This is a genomic window from Yoonia sp. D2-7 (assembly GCF_055809435.1).
Window position 1 is genome coordinate 63,264 of record NZ_JBVVTX010000005.1, and the last position, 19,270, is coordinate 82,533.

Annotated in this window: 14 protein-coding genes; 9 read left to right on the forward strand and 5 right to left on the reverse strand. The window is 56.3% G+C overall.

Annotated elements, in window-relative coordinates; translation table 11 throughout:
• Positions 1–42: 42 nt before the first annotated feature.
• The 6 genes from AC0L7R_RS19240 to AC0L7R_RS19265 all read left to right on the forward strand — a co-directional run bounded on the left by AC0L7R_RS19240 (position 43) and on the right by AC0L7R_RS19265 (position 6,512).
• A complete protein-coding gene (locus tag AC0L7R_RS19240) occupies positions 43–951 on the forward strand; it encodes a type IV pili methyl-accepting chemotaxis transducer N-terminal domain-containing protein (protein ID WP_348109492.1) in 909 nt (302 codons plus the stop codon).
• 110 nt (positions 952–1,061) lie between these two features.
• Positions 1,062–2,474 carry a mannose-1-phosphate guanylyltransferase/mannose-6-phosphate isomerase gene (locus tag AC0L7R_RS19245; protein ID WP_473660985.1) on the forward strand — a complete coding sequence of 471 codons (1,413 nt, stop codon included), beginning with the start codon at positions 1,062–1,064 and terminating at the stop codon, positions 2,472–2,474.
• Between the two features lie 87 nt (positions 2,475–2,561).
• On the forward strand, positions 2,562–3,173 hold the full coding sequence (locus AC0L7R_RS19250; protein ID WP_473660987.1) for a methyltransferase domain-containing protein: 612 nt from the start codon (positions 2,562–2,564) through the stop codon (positions 3,171–3,173).
• Position 3,174: 1 nt separating this feature from the next.
• On the forward strand, positions 3,175–3,477 hold the full coding sequence (locus AC0L7R_RS19255; RefSeq protein ID WP_473660989.1) for an antibiotic biosynthesis monooxygenase: 303 nt from the start codon (positions 3,175–3,177) through the stop codon (positions 3,475–3,477).
• A 3-nt stretch (positions 3,478–3,480) separates the two neighbouring features.
• Positions 3,481–4,233 (forward strand): helix-turn-helix domain-containing protein, encoded by a 753-nt coding sequence (locus AC0L7R_RS19260; protein WP_473660991.1) that lies wholly within the window; start codon positions 3,481–3,483, stop codon positions 4,231–4,233.
• 158 nt (positions 4,234–4,391) lie between these two features.
• Complete coding sequence (locus tag AC0L7R_RS19265; protein WP_473660993.1) at positions 4,392–6,512, forward strand: esterase-like activity of phytase family protein; 2,121 nt, start codon at positions 4,392–4,394, stop codon at positions 6,510–6,512.
• Between the two features lie 80 nt (positions 6,513–6,592).
• Here AC0L7R_RS19265 and AC0L7R_RS19270 read toward each other — a convergent pair whose 3' ends face one another.
• From AC0L7R_RS19270 to AC0L7R_RS19280, 3 genes are all read right to left on the reverse strand, one after another.
• The gene (locus AC0L7R_RS19270) at positions 6,593–7,024 is read right to left on the reverse strand and encodes a universal stress protein (RefSeq protein WP_348109498.1); all 432 of its coding nucleotides are present in this window, start codon (positions 7,022–7,024) and stop codon (positions 6,593–6,595) included.
• Positions 7,021–9,636 (reverse strand): TRAP transporter fused permease subunit, encoded by a 2,616-nt coding sequence (locus tag AC0L7R_RS19275; RefSeq protein WP_473660995.1) that lies wholly within the window; start codon positions 9,634–9,636, stop codon positions 7,021–7,023. The genes AC0L7R_RS19270 and AC0L7R_RS19275 overlap by 4 nt, the downstream gene beginning before the upstream one ends.
• A 91-nt stretch (positions 9,637–9,727) precedes the next feature.
• On the reverse strand, positions 9,728–10,699 hold the full coding sequence (locus AC0L7R_RS19280) for a TAXI family TRAP transporter solute-binding subunit (protein WP_348109500.1): 972 nt from the start codon (positions 10,697–10,699) through the stop codon (positions 9,728–9,730).
• A 343-nt stretch (positions 10,700–11,042) separates the two neighbouring features.
• On the opposite strand from AC0L7R_RS19280, the gene AC0L7R_RS19285 reads away from it, so the two are divergent.
• Together AC0L7R_RS19285 and AC0L7R_RS19290 are read left to right on the forward strand one after the other, a co-directional pair.
• Positions 11,043–12,983 carry a cache domain-containing protein gene (locus tag AC0L7R_RS19285; RefSeq protein ID WP_473660997.1) on the forward strand — a complete coding sequence of 647 codons (1,941 nt, stop codon included), beginning with the start codon at positions 11,043–11,045 and terminating at the stop codon, positions 12,981–12,983.
• A 35-nt stretch (positions 12,984–13,018) separates the two neighbouring features.
• Positions 13,019–13,660 carry a response regulator gene (locus tag AC0L7R_RS19290; RefSeq protein ID WP_473660999.1) on the forward strand — a complete coding sequence of 214 codons (642 nt, stop codon included), beginning with the start codon at positions 13,019–13,021 and terminating at the stop codon, positions 13,658–13,660.
• On the opposite strand, the gene AC0L7R_RS19295 is transcribed toward AC0L7R_RS19290, so the two are convergent.
• Complete coding sequence (locus AC0L7R_RS19295; RefSeq protein ID WP_473661001.1) at positions 13,652–14,560, reverse strand: LysR substrate-binding domain-containing protein; 909 nt, start codon at positions 14,558–14,560, stop codon at positions 13,652–13,654. The genes AC0L7R_RS19290 and AC0L7R_RS19295 overlap by 9 nt on opposite strands.
• 91 nt (positions 14,561–14,651) lie before the next feature.
• Here AC0L7R_RS19295 and AC0L7R_RS19300 point away from each other — a divergent pair, with 91 nt between their 5' ends.
• Positions 14,652–15,860 carry an acyl-CoA dehydrogenase family protein gene (locus AC0L7R_RS19300; protein WP_473661003.1) on the forward strand — a complete coding sequence of 403 codons (1,209 nt, stop codon included), beginning with the start codon at positions 14,652–14,654 and terminating at the stop codon, positions 15,858–15,860.
• Between the two features lie 40 nt (positions 15,861–15,900).
• Here AC0L7R_RS19300 and AC0L7R_RS19305 read toward each other — a convergent pair whose 3' ends face one another.
• Positions 15,901–19,269, reverse strand: coding sequence for a hypothetical protein (locus tag AC0L7R_RS19305; RefSeq protein WP_473661005.1), 3,369 nt, complete (start codon positions 19,267–19,269; stop codon positions 15,901–15,903).
• Between the last annotated feature and the right edge of the window lies 1 nt (position 19,270).

Genomic DNA, 19,270 nt, shown 5'->3' on the forward strand with positions numbered 1-19,270 from the left:
CACATAACGACCCGCCCCGTCACCCAACAGGAGGCCTGTTCAATGTCAAACACCGACAAAGGCTTTATGAAACGCATCGTACAAGGCGCATGTCTTGCCGCGACGCTGACAGCAGCACCCGCTGTTATGGCCCAAACCGCTGACGATCATTACCGCGCTGGTGCGGAACGGATCGAAATCGGCGACCGTGTCCGGATGTACAGCCAGCGGATCACAGCAATGGCCTGTATGGCCGAAGCAGGGATCAATGCGGCTGAAAACCAAGCCGCGATTATGGAGGCAATTGCCGAAGTCGACGGCCTGCTGGACGCCATGAAAGACGGTGATACCGCGCTGAACGTTGCATTGGCCGAAGACGACCGGCGCATGCTGTCCGCGATCCGCGGTGTTGCCTTGCAATGGGACACGTTCAAACAGGCGATGACACTACGCTTTGATGTTGGCGCGACCGAAGTAGGTCCCGATTACATATCGCGGCAGAATCTGAACCTGATGCATGCGTCCAAAAACCTGATCAGCGAAACGATCAGCCATTACGCCATCCCCCCTGCCCTGTTGCAGAACGACGCGTTCACGTTGCAAATCGCGACACGTCAGCGGACCTTGTCGCAACAGATCGCCAAGGAAACCTGCGGGATCGTGACAGGCAACGCGGTGATGGGCAGCGAAGTGCGGCTTGCCAAATCGACCCGCCGGTTTGACGCATCGCTCAACGCGCTGGTCAACGGGTTTGAAGGGGCCGGTGTTTCTGCGCCAGCCACACCCGAAATCCGCGATGGTCTGGCAGCGATGACCGCCGATTGGTCCGCATTACGCGATCAGTTGAACAGCATCGACGGGACAACAGATTTGGACACCGTGTCAGAGGTTTACGACGACCTTGACGCACTGCTGGCCCAATTCGACACCATCGTGCCGCTGTATATCGCGGAAAGCAAATCGGGGCTCTAAGCCCTGCGCGGTCGCTCGTCCCAACCGGGCGGCCGCACCCTCTTGCATTACGACACGCCACCCCGCAAAATCATGACAGTCCTTGTAATGATTTCCCGGAAAACCCTGCTATGATCCATCCTGTCATCCTTTGCGGCGGTTCCGGCACACGGCTTTGGCCCGCATCGCGCAAGGCCTACCCCAAGCAATTTGCGCCTCTGATCGGCGAACAAAGCCTGTATCAGATGGCGCTACAGCGGCTTACGGGCCCCGATTTTGCAGCTCCCTTGATCATGACCGGCAACGACTTCCGCTTTATGGCGACAGAGCAGGCCCAGGATCTTGGCCTATCCGACGCCCGCGTCATCGTGGAACCGATGGGCCGCGATACCGCCCCCGCGATCCTGACCGCTGCCCTATCGCTTGCCGATACGCCCGACGCGGTGATGCTTGTGGCCCCGTCAGACCATGTCATCGGCGATCTTCCTGCGTTTCTGACCGCGATCAAAGCCGCCGCTGAAGCCGCGCAAACCGGTGCATTGGTGACCTTCGGTATCACGCCCGACAGACCGGAAACCGGTTACGGTTATCTTGAACTGCCGCAGACACCTGACAGCGGTGCCGCGATCAAGCTGAACAGTTTCCGCGAAAAACCGGACGCGGCGACCGCCCAACAAATGTTAGAAGCGGGCAATTACCTTTGGAACGCGGGGATATTCCTGTTTCGCGTCAAAGATATTATCGCGGCCTTCAACCAGCACGCACCTGATCTGGTCACGCCTTGCCAAGCCGCGATTGATGCGGGGTCCGACGACCTCGACTTCTTCCGGCTCGGCGCAAATGAATATGCGCAGGCCGCGGCGATTTCGTTCGACTACGCAATCATGGAAAAGGCGCAAACCGTCATGGCTGTGCCCCTGTCCTGCGCGTGGTCCGATCTGGGATCATGGGACGCGCTGTGGCAAACGCAATCACCAGACGCGGACGGCATGGTCGCAATCGGTGCGGTGACGGCGCTGGATTGCACCAACAGCTACCTGCGATCCGAAGAAGACACATTGCAGCTTGTCGGTCTTGGGCTCGATAACATCGTGGCGGTTGCGATGCGGGACGCAGTTCTCGTGGCCGACAAATCGCGGTCACAAGACGTCAAAGCCATCGTCGGCGCGTTGCGCACCCAGAAAGTCGCGCAGGCGGACGATTACCCGCGCTTCTATCGGCCATGGGGTTGGTATGAAACGCTTTGCCTCGATGTGCGGTTCCAAGTCAAACGGATCATGGTGAAACCGGGCGGCGTGTTGAGCCTGCAAAGCCATCACCACCGGTCCGAGCACTGGATCGTCGTGGCAGGCACGGCAGAGGTGACAATCGGCGAAGACACAAAACTGGTGACGGAAAACGAAGGCGTCTACATCCCGCTCGGCACCGTGCATCGGCTATCCAACCCCGGCAAACTGCCGATGTACCTGATCGAAGTCCAAACAGGCGGCTATCTGGGCGAAGATGACATCACACGCTACGAAGACGCCTACGACAGGACCTGATCCGTAAACACGCAACTTGGCAGCTTCACGGTCAATCTTGGCAATCTGACGTAAGCGCGGCGGTTTTGCGGGCGGTATGTCGGTCGCATGGATATTTCTCTGCGATATGAAAACGCTGCCCTGACTTGGAACACGAAGATTGCGCGCCTTGGCTACACCAAAGCGTATTCTGATTTCTTCGCGAATGACGTCCTGCGATCAGGTCATGTTTTGGACGTCGGGACTGGCACGGGCGCTTTTGCACAGGCTTGGGTGGACGTGGGCGGCAGTTCTGACGTGACGCTTCTTGACCCGTCGATGGCGATGCTTGAACAAGCGCAGGCACAATTTGCGACACGCGGACTGCGCCCGACGGTTGCACACTGCGCATTTGATGATTTTCGGCCAGACACCCAATTCGAAGCAGTCTTGGCCGCGCATGTCCTTGAACATTTCGACGACCCCGCAGTTGCAATGCATCACTTTGCGCAGATGTTGACCCCCAATGGCCGTCTCTATCTGGCTGTTTCAAAACCGCATTGGTGCAATTGGGTGATTTGGCTTCGGTTCCGGCATCGCTGGTTCAAACGAACAGATATTACCGCAATGGCCCATGCCGCCGGACTGACCAAAGTGGCCGTGCGCAGGTTTCGAACCGGGCCGCCAAGCCGTACCAGCCTTGGCTACATATTCCAGAAAACCCAACCGAAAGAGACATAAAATGTTGATTGTTCATGTATCGTTTCCGGTCGCATCCGCGCACCGCAGCCTTGCCCTAGACACCTTAAAACAAGAGGTCGAAACTGTTCGCGCGATGACCGGATGCATGTCATTTGTGCCCTACCTGAACCCGACCAATGACACCGATGTTGGGGTGGTCCATGAATGGGAAACGGTAGGCGATTTTGACGCCTACATCGCGTCAGATAGCTTTGCGACAGTCGGGCAGGTATTACGGCCTATCATGACGTCCCCACCTGTCAGCAAAAGGTTTGACGCGACACTGATCGAAAACGTAAATTAACGAATGCAGCCAGAAGCTTATTGTGTCCACCGGAGTTTTGAACCAGCTGATCCATCTCAATTCGAGGTGGATCGCCATTATTTGCTCTATGCGTTGGAAGGCACCATTCGTCTGGAAGCCGACGGGAAACGCTGGACATTACCGCCTGCGCGCGCAGCACTGATCAGCGCGGGACACCCGATCACAATCACTGTTTTGTCAAAACTGACCTCTGCATCGGTCTTGTTCGCCACCGAATTTACCAAAGCACCGGACCACGTGCTGACGGTGTTCGACATGTCGCCTCTTGCGCGTGAATTGGTCCGCACATGCCGGGACTGGGGCCCCGAAAACGGGCCGCTATCGCCGTTCGCCAAACGCATTTTCGAAACCTTGGCCGATGTCGTGCACCAGTTATCATTGGTGCCAAGCCAATGCGTTTTGCCGTCACCCAAGTCAGACCAATTAAAAAATGCGGTGCAATTGACCGAACAACTGGCCCATGCAGATCCGACATTTGAGGATATCGCGACGCAGTCCAACCAGTCACCTCGGGCTTTGGCACGTCGCTTTGCCGACGAAATGGGCATGACGTGGCGCGAGGTGCTGCGCCACATTCGTATCATGCGGGCGGTAGAGGCGTTGGCTACGACAGACGCACAGATCACCGAAATCGCGTTTGCTGTAGGGTACGGGTCCTTGTCAGGGTTCAACGCCGCATTTCGCCGTCAGATGCAGATGTCACCGACGGAATATCGGGCAAGCTTCACCGCCTGATCGCGACCGCAGCATGTCAAAAAACAGTAGCGTCGGGCGGTCCGTGCAACTGTCATAAATCTGTATTCGAAGCGTTACACAGTTTTTACGGGGCACGTGCATGCGGTGAGCGATTGAAATCTATGGGGAACACGCACGTGTATTTAAGATTGACCGCCATGACCTCTGTCTTGGCACTGACCGCCGCCACCGCACAGGCCGACGCATTTAACCGGATCGCCAGCTTTCCGACGCATCTGAACAACGCCGAAGCTAACGCGGAAAGCTCTGCCGAGATTATCAGCGCCACAGCCGACGGTATGACGCTGGTCTATTCTGACAGCCCGCTCGAGGTTATCGGCCTGATCGACATCACCGACCCCGCAAATCCGACACCAAAAGGGAACATCGCAGTTGGCGGTGAACCGACAGCCGTTTCTATCATCGGCAACACCGCCTTTGTCGGCGTGAACACATCCGAAAGCTACACAGCGCCATCCGGCATGATCAAAGCGTTTGACCTGGCCACGATGACCGAAACCGCCGTCTGCGATCTGGGTGGTCAGCCGGATTCCACAGCTGCAGCGCCCGACGGGTCGTTCATCGCGGTTGCGATTGAAAACGAACGCGACGAAGACCTTGGCGATGGCCGCACAGGCCAGTTGCCGGGTGGTTTTCTGGTGACTGTCGATGTGGTTGACGGGTCTTTGGATTGTGACACAGTCAACGTGATCGACGTGACAGGGATCGCTGAAATCTCGCCTGAGGATCCAGAGCCGGAATTCGTCGACATCAACGCCGCTGGCGAAATCGTCCTGACGATGCAAGAAAACAACCACATGGTCGTGGCCACCAAAGACGGTGTGATCAACCACTTCTCCGCAGGTCAGGTTGATCTTGAAAACATCGACGCGACAGACGAACGCGGCGCGTTGGTTTTCACCGAAAGCCAGCCGAACCGTCTGCGTGAACCTGACGCGGTTCAGTGGATCGACGACAATCATTTTGCCATCGCCAACGAAGGCGACATGGACGGCGGATCGCGGGGTTGGACGATCTTTAACAAAGACGGGACCGAAGTTTACGAAAACGGCACCGGTTTCGAACAGGCGATCATTGCGGCAGGTCATTACCCCGACAAGCGGTCCGACAGCAAAGGCGTCGAACCAGAAGGCATGGAATTCGGCGTTTTCAACGACACGCCAATGGCCTTTATCCTTGCCGAACGGTCGTCCATCGTTGGGGTCTACGACCTGACCGACCCTTCAGCCCCTGTACTGGCGCAGCTTTTGCCATCCGGTGTCGGTCCTGAAGGTGCTGTTGCGATCCCCGGTCGGAACCTGTTTGTCACCGCAAACGAAGTCGACCTGATCGAAGACGGCGGTGTCCGGTCCCATGTGATGATCTACGAACTGACTGACGCGGCCGCATCTTACCCACAGCTGACATCTGCAGGCGCGGATGAATTGATCGGTTGGGGTGCGATTTCCGGCATGTCCGCAGGCGCAGGATCAACAGTTTACGCGGTAAACGACAGTTTCTACGGGTATCAGCCGACAATCTTCACCATCGACACTGCGACGACGCCCGCCACAATCACGGATGTAACTGTCGTGACACGCGGTGGTCATCCGGCGCAGAAACTGGACATGGAAGGCGTGTATTTTGACGGCGAAGGGTTCTGGATCGCATCTGAAGGGCGCACCGACCGGATGATCCCGCACGGGCTTTACCACGTTGACATGGACGGCAACATCGACGCGGAAATCCCGTTGCCTGCCGAATTGCTGGCTGTTGAACGTCGTTTCGGGTTCGAAGGCATCACACGCGTGGGCGACACGCTTTGGATGGCGGTTCAGCGCGAATGGGCGGATGATCCGGAAAACCACGTCAAATTGGTGGCCTATAACCTTGAGACCGAAGAATGGGGGGCCGTGCATTATCCGAAAGCCGACCCTGACACCGGTTGGGTAGGTTTGTCAGAAATCGTGGCACATGGCGATTACGTCTACGTTATCGAACGCGACAACCAGATCGGCGGGGCTGCCGTGACCAAGAAGATCTACCGCATCGCTGCGGCTGACATGGTGGCCGCACCCCTTGGTGGTGACCTGCCTGTCGTCAGCAAAGAAGAGGTACGCGACCTGATCCCTGATCTGACGTCCCTAAACGGCTATGTGGTCGACAAAGTCGAAGGGCTGGCCATCATGGAAGACGGCACAGCGTGGATCAGCACCGACAACGATGGTGTGGATGACAGTTCCGGTGAGACATACTTCTGGTCACCCGGCAAATTCTAAAACCTGACCTTTAAACACGAAAACGCCGGGGCATGTCCCCGGCGTTTTGGATTGGTAAGTACGCGTAGACCTGCGCTGTGTTATCTCACGACATAGACCGAGCAATCGGAATGGCGCACAACGCGGGCCGCATTTGGCCCGAGCAGATAGTCTTTGAAATCCAGCCGGTGCGCACCAATCACGATGAGGTCGGTTTTCGACAGCTTGGCGGCCTTCAAAACCTCTTCGTAAACAGTGCCGATTGCGACGATGTGACGAATGTCTTTATTCGCCTCGGCACCAACGATGCCTTCGATCATCTCGTTCAGCAGTTTCGCCGCCCCGTCTTTCGCCGGTTTCACATCGTGATCTTTGAAATATGCGCTGACCACGTTAGCCCCGAAATCCGGAACAACGGTGATGACATCCAACTGCGCGCCATCCATATCCGCCAATTTCTTGGCTTGTTTGACGACATTGGCTTCATCAGAAGGCCGGTTGATATCGACCGCGCAAAGTACTGTCTTACTCATGCCGTTTCTCCTTCACGGTGCGTGTGTGGGGCCGCCCGATTGTTCTGCAGGAAGGCAATCAAAGCAAGCAGCAGAAGTGCAGGGATCCAGATCAGTTCCTTTGGCAACTGGTTTGCGGCCACTTGAACAGAACTGATAGCCACTGGTTCGTCGCCGTAGAAATCAAACGATGAAAGCGCGTCAGACAAGTCCGTCCCGAACCCCGGTTCGTCCATGTTCTGCGCATCCCCAACTGGCACAAGGATAATGCCCAGTGCGTCAAGGCGCGCATCGGCCCCTTCCACATCCGGTACGGTCAGCGGCACGGTGATATCTTTCATATCGAAGGTGTCGAAATCCGGTCCCGTGATGACGGTGCGCAACGTGCTACCCGGTTCAGCATCTGCCAAGGCTTGCGTGAATGCGGCGGGTGCGATTTCCTCAAACGGTGGCTGGATCTGGTTCATAAAGAACCCTGGGCGGAACAATGCGAATGCAATCACCAACATCGCGACGGTTTCCCAGATGCGGTTCTTTGTCATGAACCAGCCCATTGTCGCCGCCGTAAAGACCAAGATCCCGATGGTGGCGGTAATGAAAACGATGATCCCTTGTGTCACCGTCACATCAATCAACAGAAGATCAGTGTTAAAGATGAACACAAATGGCAGGGCCACTGTCCGCAAGCTGTAGAAGAACGCGGTGAAACCGGTCCGGATCGCATCGCCGCCAGAAACGGCAGCAGCCGCGAAACTGGCCAGACCAACGGGCGGCGTCACGTCCGCCATGATCCCGAAGTAGAACACAAACAAGTGCACAGCGATCAGCGGCACGACCAAACCGGACTGCGCGCCCAATTCAACCACAACAGCCACCATCAGCGATGACACAACGATGTAGTTCGCGGTTGTCGGCAGCCCCATGCCAAGGATCAGCGACAAGATCGCCACGAAGATCAGCATCAGGATCAGGTTACCACCAGACAGGAATTCGACGAAATCCGCCATCACCTGACCGATGCCGGTCAAAGATACGGTGCCCACGATGATACCAGCCGTTGCAGTCGCAAGACCGATACCGATCATGTTCCGCGCTCCGTCGATCATCCCTTCGATCAAATCCGTCAGACCCTCTTTCAGGCGGCTGATCGGGTTCGGCTGGCCACGGAAGAACGCCTTCAGCGTCTTTTGCGTCAGCAAAATACCGAACAGCATGAACGTCGCCCAGAAAGCAGACAGACCCGGCGATTTGCGTTCAATCATCAAGAAGTAGACCAACACGATGATCGGCAGCAGGTAGTACAGGCCGGATTTGTAGATCTTCGCGAGGTCCGGAAGTTCGACAACTTCGGCGTTGGGATCATCCGGTTCAAGGTCTTCCACTTGCGATGCAAGATAGATCAACGCAACGTAAACCAAGCCAAGCAATGCGGTCAAAATCAGGCCGGACCCTTCTGGGAACAATGATACAATCGCTGCGACCGGATACTGCGTGGCATAGCAAAGCAGCGCAAAACCCGCGAAAAACCCGAACATCCCCAGCACGGTGTTGACCATGTTGACGGCTTTGTTGCCGATTGTCGGCATGTTGTTTTTCACCGCTTCAAGGTGAACGATGTAGACCAACGCGATGTAGCTGATGATCGCAGGCAAGAACGCGTGGGTGATGACTTCGACATAGGAAATGCCAACGTATTCCACCATCAAGAACGCAGCAGCGCCCATAACCGGCGGCATGATTTGCCCGTTGACGGATGACGCAACTTCGACAGAACCCGCTTTTTCAGCGCTGAAACCAACGCGTTTCATCAATGGAATGGTGAATGTACCGGTCGTCACAACGTTCGCGATGGATGACCCCGAAATCAGACCGGTTGCAGCAGAACCAACAACAGCCGCTTTCGCAGGGCCGCCACGCAGGTGGCCCAAGGCACCAAATGCCATCTTGATGAAATAGTTCCCAGCGCCCGCTTTATCTAGCAACGCACCAAACAGCACGAACAGGAAAACGAAACGTGTGGATACGCCCAAGGCGATACCGAACACCCCTTCGGATGTGATCCACATGTGGCTCATCGCTTTACGCAATGATGCGCCAGCCCAACGGATTTGGTCAGGCACAACTTCGGACGATCCGAAGAAAACGTAGCCCAAGAAAACAACCGCCAACAGAACCATGACGGGACCAAGAGTGCGGTAGGCCGCGATGAAAAGGAAAATCAGACCAGCAAGCGCGAAGTAGGAATCCGAATGATCCGCAAGGCCGCCGTTGCCGACAATTTTGTCGTAGAAGAAATAGCCGTAAAGCGCGAGAAACGCCCCGCCTAGCCCCAAGACCCAGTCGTACCAAGGAATGCTGTCGCGGGGGCTGTTTTTGAACAGCGGGTAGGCCATCGCAGACAGGAAAATAGCAAAGGCGAGGTGAATTTGACGCGAGTTATTGATCAAATCACCGGGAAGAACGTAAGGACCGATGGGCGATGCCAGCAGGACCTGAAAGGTCGACCACAGCAACGCGGTGATTGCGATCATTTTGCCGATTGCGCCGGTGGGGCTTCGGGCACCACTGTCGCTGGCAGCGACAAGTTCCTGAAGTTCCGCTTCACTGAGCGCGCGATTTTCTCCGGTCGTCATATGTCCCCCTGTCGCCGGTTTCCGGCTGATCGTGTTTTGGCGTCCCAAGGGCAAGCTGACCTGCCCTTGGGGTTTTCACGTGAGTGGATCGTTATTCGATCAGACCAGCTTCTGTGTAGTATTTCGCAGCGCCGTCGTGCAGCGGAGCGGACAGACCGGCAGATGCCATGTCTGCTGGTTCGAGGTTCGCAAACGCTGGGTGCAGGCCGCGGAAATCATCGATGTTGTCGAATACAGACTTCACCAATGTGTAAACCACGTCTTCGGACACATCAGCGGAGCTGACGAATGTTGCGCCAACACCAAATGTTGTCACGTCTTCGTCGTTGCCGCGGTACATGCCGCCCGGAATAGTTGCGGAACGGTAGAACGAATTGTCTTCGATCAGCTGGGCCACAACATCGCCGGACACTTCAACAAGCACGGAATCACATGCTGTTGTTGCTTCAGAGATAGAACCGGACGGGTGACCAACAGTGTAAACCATCGCATCGATCTGGTTGTCGCAAAGCGCTGCGGACTGCTCAGACGCTTTCAGCTCTGTTGCCAGTGCGAAATCGTCAGTTGTCCAACCCAATGCTTCCATCAGCACTTCCATGGTGCCGCGTTGGCCAGAACCCGGGTTACCGATGTTCACGCGCTTACCTTGCAGGTCAGCGAATGTTGCGATGCCGCTGTCGGCACGTGCTACAACTGTGAACGGTTCAGGGTGTACCGAGAATACAGCGCGCAGGCCTTCAAATGCACCGTCTTCTTCAAAGCGTGATGTGCCGTTGTATGCGTGGTACTGCCAGTCGGACTGTGCAACGCCAAATTCCAATTCGCCTTCGCGGATTGTGTTGATGTTGTAGACAGACCCGCCTGTGGATTCCACAGAGCAGCGCACACCGTGGTCACGACGACCTTGGTTCACCAGACGACAGATCGCGCCGCCTGTTGGGTAATAAACGCCGGTGACGCCACCGGTACCGATTGTGATAAACTCTTCTGCCATAGCCGCAGGCGCTGACAAAGTAGCCGCCACAGCAACAGCGGCGAAGGTTGAGATTTTTTTATCGAACATTGTTGTTCTCCCAAGGAATAATAGTTTGGGACGGGAAATGCGGACGTAGGCGATGTGCCTTTGTCCGTCTCGTTGATCCGCCCCAATGCAGCAATGCAGGGGATTCCTGCTTGTCCCGTGACTGTCTCAGTGGCGGCGAAACCTGTCTATGCGCGTAATTACCTATATCCAGCATTCCAAACTCATGAGAGACTTTGCCGGAAATTGGGACAGCGGTCCTGCACTGAAATTTGGCGCCAAGCTTAAGAATGCAGCTATTGGGTGTCAGTTGGGTTGCCCATCGGGGGACGCTGATCCGGGACAATGACTTGATCTGCTTACACGAACCGCACACACTTCCGACATGAGGTATTCATTAGGATTTGTTCTGGCGCTTAGCCTTGCGGGGCTGCAATTCATCGCCATCATCTTCGTTGTATCCACGTCTTACGTGTCCTCTGAACGTGCCATGCTGGAACATGCACGTGGCCTGATGGACGAAGCGGGCGCGAATGCCGCCGAACATACCAAGCGTTTCCTCGAACCGGCCACAGAAATCACTGAACAGGCCCGCCGCATGTTGGACAACGGTCTGGTGTCGACAACAGCGCCCGCCGAAATGGAACGCTATTTCTTCCAGCTGTTGCGGGCCGAAACCCAGCTATCAGGCATCTACTACGGGGACGAAAGCGGCAATTTCGTCTACGTCATGAACAGCGACGGGCCGGGCCCCTACCGTACGAAACTTATCTCAACCGACGGCGAACAGCGGACGACGGAATACATATGGCGCGATAACGAATTTGAAGTGGTCGACCGCAGCTTTGACGACAACGATATCTTCGATGCGCGGGGACGCCCGTGGTATCTGGAAGCACGTCAGTTGGGGTCACGCGTGTGGACCGACCCGTATATCTTCTTTTCATCACAACAGCCCGGGATCACGGTCGCCGCACCGATCCAAGGGGATCAGGACCAGTTGCACGGTGTCGTGGGGATCGATCTGGATATCGCGGATATTTCCCTGTTCCTGTCCGACCTCACCATTGGCGATTCAGGGGCTGCCTTTATCCTTAGCGATGATGGCCGCGTGATCGCGCACCCTGATCCCGCGCGGATCAGCACGCGCAACGAAGACGGTACACTCGGGTTCATCGGTATCAATGATTTCAGCGATCCGATTGTGCGGGCGGCCTTTGCGGATTTTGACAAAAGCGATTTGTCAGCGAACCAATCCGTCCAATCCGAATTCACGTTCTCTGGCGATCAATACATGACGCTATTGCTGCCAATTCCCGACATCGACCTGCCATGGAACATCGCGGTCTTCGCCCCAGAGAACGATTTCATCCAAGGCATTCGGGACAACCTGTCGCGCAACATCTGGATTGCCGCGATCATTTCGATTGTAACGGCCATCGCCGGTTTGATCCTCGCGGAACTGATCCTGAAACCTGTGCGGGCCTTCGCTGTGCGTACGTCGCTTGTGTCCCAAGGCGAAGTATCCACCCGCGATCCCCTGCCCCGCACCTACAACGAACTACGTGCGGCCAACGAAACGCTGATCAACGAAATCGCACAAAGACGCAAACTGGACGGCAAACTGCAGGACTTGAACCGCGAACTGTCACATGTGACGCGGGTCAACATGATGGGGCAGATGGCGACGGGACTTGCCCACGAACTTAGCCAACCATTGACGACGATTACGCAAAATCTGGACACCGCGCTATCGGTCGCGAAAATGGATCCTGCGCCGAATGAAGAACTGATTTCGATCCTGACAGAACTGGATGAACAGGCACACCAAGGCGGCGACATCATCCGCGCCTTGCGCAGTTTTGTCCGCAAAGACAAAGGGACCATCCGGCCATTTGATCTGCAAGAACTAGTCGAACAAACTCAACGCCTGTTGCGGCAGGAATTCGAGGCGGGGAACATTACGATGGATACCCAAATCCCACAGTTACGAAACGCATTAGGTAACCGCGTGCAGATTGCCCAAGTTCTGATCAATCTATTGCGGAACGCGGCTGACGCGATCCTGATGGCTGACGCTGCTGACCGCAAAATCACGGTCACCGCTGTGCAATTGCCGGATGCAATCGAAGTCAGGGTTGCAGACACAGGCCCTGGCGTTGATCCTGCCATGACCCTGTTCAAAGAATTCCAAACCAGCAAACCCGACGGTCTTGGACTGGGCCTTTCGATTTCGCGCACCATTGTCGAAGCAGGCGGCGGTGATCTTTGGTACGATGACCCGTCGCAGCAGTTCCGTTTTACAGTGCCATGCGAAACGCTTTAATATCCGGCAACGCATCGCAACTGGATAGCCCTTCTATGGTCGAAACACCGCCGCCTCACACATCCACCGTCTTTCTGATTGATGATGACGCTGACGTGCGGACCAGTCTGTCGCGGGCGTTGAACAAGCGCGGCTTTACGGTGCGGGCATTTGAAAGCGCGCGCGCGTTTCTGGATGCATATGACCCATCCCAACGCGGGTGTCTGGTGCTGGATTACGGGTTACCCCAAATGGACGGCCTGAAACTGCAAAAGGTGCTGGCGGACAAGAAGATCAACATCCCGATCATCTTTATATCCGGACACGGGGGCGTTCCTGAAACGGTCCAAGCCATTAAGGCGGGCGCGATTGATTTTCTGGAAAAACCGTTTCGACAAAAGGCCTTAGTCGATTGCATCACCGCCGCTTTTCTTGCGGACCAAGAACGCAGAGCCGCAGATGTCGACCGCATTTCTGCCCTGAAACGCTTTGCCAAACTGACGCTGCGCGAGAAAGAAGTCGCCAATTTCATGATCGCGAACCCGTCCAGCACAGCCAGTAAAGAAATCGGCAGGGAATTGGACATCAGCCCGCGCACCGTGGACCATCATCGCGCGCGTATTCTGGAAAAAATGGCGATCGGATCAGTCGCCGAACTGATCGACCTGTCCATTCCCGACGCGGATCGGCTAACCTAACATCGGCTGATCCGCATATGATTTCAGCCATGTTTCAAACGCATCAATCGTTGCGCTGACAGGGCGGGCTTTGGGCCGGATCAGTGCATAGGACGTAGTGCTGTGCAGCGTCCGGGGGTGGACCTGCTGCAACGCACCTGACGCAATCGCCTGCTGCGCGAAAATCTCTGGCAGAACAGCGACCCCAAGCCCCGCTTGAGCTGCTGAAATCACCATATCAAAATGCTGGACGCGCGGCCCCTGCATCCGGTCTGTATGCACGCCGTCCGCGTTGTCGAACCAGTCATTCCAAAGCTCGGGCCGCGTGGCCAACTGGATCAGCGGATAATCCGCAAGATCAGCCGTCGTCAGCGTCTTCTTAGGTGTAATCAGGCTGGGGGCCGCGACAAGGATAAGCCGTTCTTCCAGCAGATGCACAACATCCGTGTCTTTGCGCGCCATGTTGGCCCGTTGGATCGCCGCATCAAACGGACTGTCGTCAAAATCCACGGGATACAGCGCCGACGCGAGATCGATGGACACTTCAGGATGCAGGTCCAGAAACGCGGGCAAGCGCGGGATCAGCCACGTTGCAGCAAATGTCGGCAGCACCGCCAACCGCAACACATCACCGCCCTTCCCGAATGCCATCGCCATCTTCGCGGATCGGTCCAGCGCAATCAGGATCTCACGCGCATCATGCACCATCGCGCGCCCCGCGTCCGACAAAACCAGACGTTTCCGCACGCGGTGAAACAGCTGCACGCCAAGCCGTTCTTCCAACGACCGGATCGACCGACTAACAGCACTTTGCGTCAGGTTCAGGGCATCTGCGGCAAGCGAAACAGACCCGAATTCGCTGCATTTGACCAATGCACGCAGTTCTTGAACGCTGGGTGTGTAGTTTGGGCGATGTACCATAACATTCATAGAACTCATAAACTGAGCAGTTTCAATCATTACCTAATCGAGGTTCCAGTTGGTAGAAAACGACCAGCAAGAGGAACCCGATATGTCGCTGAAAGCCAAAGACGCCCCCGATCTGAACCGCTTTAACTGGGAAGACCCGTTTTCCATCGAAACCCAATTGACCGAAGACGAACGCATGTTGCGCGACGCGGCAAAGGCCTATGCGCAAGACAAATTGCAGCCACGCGTGATCGACGCCTATCGCGACGAAAACACCGACGCAGGCATCTTTCGCGAAATGGGCGACATGGGCCTGCTTGGCGTCACGATTCCCGAAGAATACGGCGGATTAGGCGCGTCATATGTGTCCTACGGATTAGTCGCGCGTGAAGTCGAACGAGTCGACAGCGGCTACCGGTCGATGATGTCAGTGCAAAGCTCGCTCGTGATGTATCCGATCTACGCCTACGGGTCCGAAGACCAACGCCGCAAATACCTGCCAAAACTCGCCTCGGGCGCATGGATCGGCTGTTTTGGCTTGACTGAACCTGACGCGGGCAGCGACCCATCAGGCATGAAAACAACGGCGAAGAAGACGGATAGCGGGTATATCATCTCGGGATCGAAGATGTGGATTTCGAACAGCCCGATCGCCGACGTTTTTGTCATTTGGGCAAAATCGGACGCGCACGGCGGTAAAATCCGCGGGTTTGTATTGGACAAAGGAATGCCCGGACTTTCGGCACCAAAAGTGGGCGGCAAACTATCTTTGCGGGCCAGCATCACGGGTGAAGTCGTGATGGACGGCGTGGAAGTTGGCGACGACGCCTTGCTGCCGAACGTAGAAGGGCTGAAAGGCCCGTTTGGCTGTTTGAACCGTGCGCGTTACGGGATCAGTTGGGGGGTCTTGGGGGCCGCAGAGTTCTGCATGAACGCCGCGCGTCAATACGGGTTGGACCGCAAACAATTTGGCAAGCCGCTTGCGCAAACTCAACTGCAACAGGTCAAGCTGGCAAACATGCTGACCGAGATCAGCCTTGGCTTGCAGGCCAGCCTGCGGGTGGGACGTCTGATGGATGATGCACAAGCAGCGCCAGAGATGATATCAGTCATAAAACGCAACAACTGCGGCAAGGCGCTTGATATCGCACGCGTGTCGCGGGACATGCACGGCGGCAACGGGATTTCCGAAGAATTCCAGATCATGCGCCATATGATGAACCTAGAAACCGTGAACACCTACGAAGGCACTCACGATATACATGCGTTGATCATTGGCCGTGCGATCACTGGGCTGCAGGCGTTCTACTAAATCACAGCCCAAGACATGCAATCCGGGGGCAGGTTTCGTCTTAGAAACTTGCCACCAGATTGATGAATGCGCCTTGATCGTCTTCGACCAGATCGGTCAAATCATCTGAAAAACGACCAAAGTTGTAGCCAACGCCGATGCTGACGTTGCGATTGATCTGCTTGTAACCTGCGGCCAACACGCTGAAATCATTGGTTTCTGCTTGCACCAAACCAAAGTTACGGAATTCGACAAGCGCATCCCAGTCGTTGACCAAATGATACCGCGCGGACGCCACGGCCAACCATGCATCGTTCTGTTCAAATGCGGAACTGGCCGTCAACGCCGTCTCGGACATCCGGTAGCCAAGCTTGCCGCCCAACGTCCAGTTCTGGCTTACTGCGTATGTCGCGTCGATGCTGGTCACGTGGCTGCGCTGGCGCGGACCTTGTTCGTCGACCCCGTCAACCCGCTGCCCGAATTCATCCATCAGATAACGGTAGCGCGCCAACAGATTCAGACGGTCATCAACGGCTGGGCGGTACGCATAGCCCAGCACCACATCCGCGTAATCCCCGTTCAGCAAATCCGCTTCATCGGTGTCAGATTGCGCCAGATCGGCAGAGACGACAAACCGCTGATCTTCGTCAATTTTGTAAGCAATATCAGTGGCAAACAGCAACGTGTCTGACCGCAAATCATCGCCGGACCGCAACCCGTCTTCGGTGCGGAATTCGAACCGGCCTTGCGCTTCGACTTTGTCGTCCGCGTATTGCAGACCTACCGAAATCGCGTTGCGTTCGAAATTGTTCTGGTCTTCGTCATCAACGCGGCCCACCTCGAAAGCGACCGTTGTCGATAGCGCGTCTGTTGGTGCGTAGGTCAAGCCATAGGCCGACGTCAGGCTGTAGGCGTTGCCAAAGATGTCATAGGTGTTTTCGCCAAACACAGTGATCGCGTCATTCACGCGCGACCGACCACCAGCCACGAATTGCCCACCATCGTCGCCGTCCGCATCAATGCCAGACAACGTCCGACCCGGTTCCAACTGATAACCCGCATAGCGCGTGCCACCCTGCCCGTCGCTATAGCTTGCCAGAATGCGCGCACCTTTGCCTTCGCTGCCGTCGGATACCTCTGTCGTCAGTTCCCATTGGCCAAGCGTCACCGCCCCGCCGATGCCGTAACGATCGTCGTCATCCAACCCGTCGACGTCCAATGTCGTGCGTCCAAAGGCGAAAACCTTTGCCGTGTCGGACAGGCTATAGGTCAGTTTAGCTGCCGCTGTGCTACGCGTACCGGTTTCCGTCGCACTTTGGCGATCAAGGTATTCAAGACCCGCTGCGATGGCGATTTGCGGGGTCACATCTGCTTCGATCTCAAGCCGCGCTTCGCGTTCGAAATTGCCAACAGCGTTTTCGTAATCGTCGTATTGGCCGCTGATCCGCAGCCCGTCACGCGGGGCAACATCAGCGCTAAGGCCCCAGAATGTTTCGTCGCCCGTGGTCGCCGTGACTTGGCTATCGAGGCTGGAAAACCCTTCGCTGCGGTCTTCATAATAGGCCGCAACAGTTCCTTCGCCACCAAGCCCCAGATCAACAAGTGCTGCTTGTCCTGTGACTTTTAGCGCATCACCCGTACCGTCGGCCACGTCTGTGCTGTCAAAGATCAAACCACCGTCAACCGACAGCAGCGACCCAAAACCCGGTCCTTCGGATTCAGCGTAGTCGAGCTGGACAAAGGTCCGTTCAGACACGCGGAACATCACGTCAGCACCAACAAGCGTCTGATCTTCGATCCCCGTCTGGTCAATCATGCCCGACGCACCAACACGCAACTGATCGGTCACCCAACCTTCCGCACGACCGCCGTAAGCAAAGCCGTCCACGTCACCAATCGTCGGCGTGTATTCGTATTGCGCGACCAGCAGCACGTCGTTGTCGGTCCCCGCAGACCCCGCGATCAGGCTTTCGTCGATACCCGATTGCAGCGGACGGCGCAGGGTCACAACACCTTGGATATAGTTAATGTCGTAGTCGTCACCGAAGACGAGCGTTTCAGTCGAGATCACGCGACCTGTCACACCATCACGGACCTGAACCGACAAGGTTTCAGACGCACGCGCAATGTCTTGGCGATCAAGGAAATAGACAGAGCCGCCCGTGCCCTGCAACACATCGCGTTGTGGCAATTGGTCGGGCTGGGCTGCGTAAAGATAGGCCTGCGACCGTGGCGTACCGTGTGGTGTCACGCCTTGCGACGCCGCCCCTGCGGACAAACCGTACAATGTCCGGTCATTGCGAACATAGCTGTTGCCGCCCAAATTCGCTGAAAAATCACCCCATTGGGCGAAATTCCGATCCCGTTCGATCCGCAGGAACACATTGCCGGATGTTGGCGTGCGATCCTCTAACGTGGAATCGTCGCCATACGTCGGATACAGATCACGCGGGTCGATCCGCAGCAGCAATTCGCGCGGGTCTTTGTCGTCAAACCGACGGAAAATGTCACGCACATCGCCTTCACCACTATCGGCAGAGGCGGTGATTTTGATCCCTGTATCGGTGATCCCATCCACAAAGAACGCGACGCGCCCGCTGTCATAGGTATCACGTCCATCGACGTCATTATCGTTAATGCCATAGGTCAGATCGACGGTCGCGACATAGAAAAACTCGGACCCCGGCACGGTCAAATCACGTTCCAGCGCCACGTTCTGCCCTGCCCCTTGGACACGGACATCGACGCCGTACTCACCAGCCGGCAAAATCCGTTGCAGCACAAACCCACCGGCACGATCCGTCGGCACACGTTCACCAAGCGCGGTCACAACCGCCCCCCGCGTTACGTTTTCGCCCGACACAGTAATCGCGCCGCCGTAAACCGGTATCCCGCGTTGGGCGGTGCTATCGATGCCATCTTCAACGCCGCGTGTCCGCGCCTCGGGTGCGCTGATCAGCTGCGGTTTTGTTTCGTCAAACCGACCTTGGGCATCATACACACGGTGGATTACAGCGATATCACCGTCAGGCACCGCAATCGTCGCAGCCCCGTTCGGCGTCACCGGAACAACGGCAACGGTACGTGGTCCGCCAACGGCGCTTGTGTCGATCAAACGCAGTTCACCGCGCGTCACATAGGCCGGATAGTTCAGCGCAGATTGCACCGTCACCTGCCCATTTGCCGCCGTGCCGATTTCCAAATCAAGCCGCGGGGTCGCCCCCAGCCCGTCGAAACTAACCTGCACATCGGCCTGCTGGATCGCCAGATCAACGACGCGGGTTTGTTGCACCACACGGGTATCACCAGCAATCTGGTTACCGTTAATCGCAATCGAAAACCCGTCTTGCGCAGTCGTATTTTGCGCCAAAAGCACAATCGCTGTCGCCCCCATCAAACGCGCGAAGGTCTTTCCAGTTAACATCTGCATC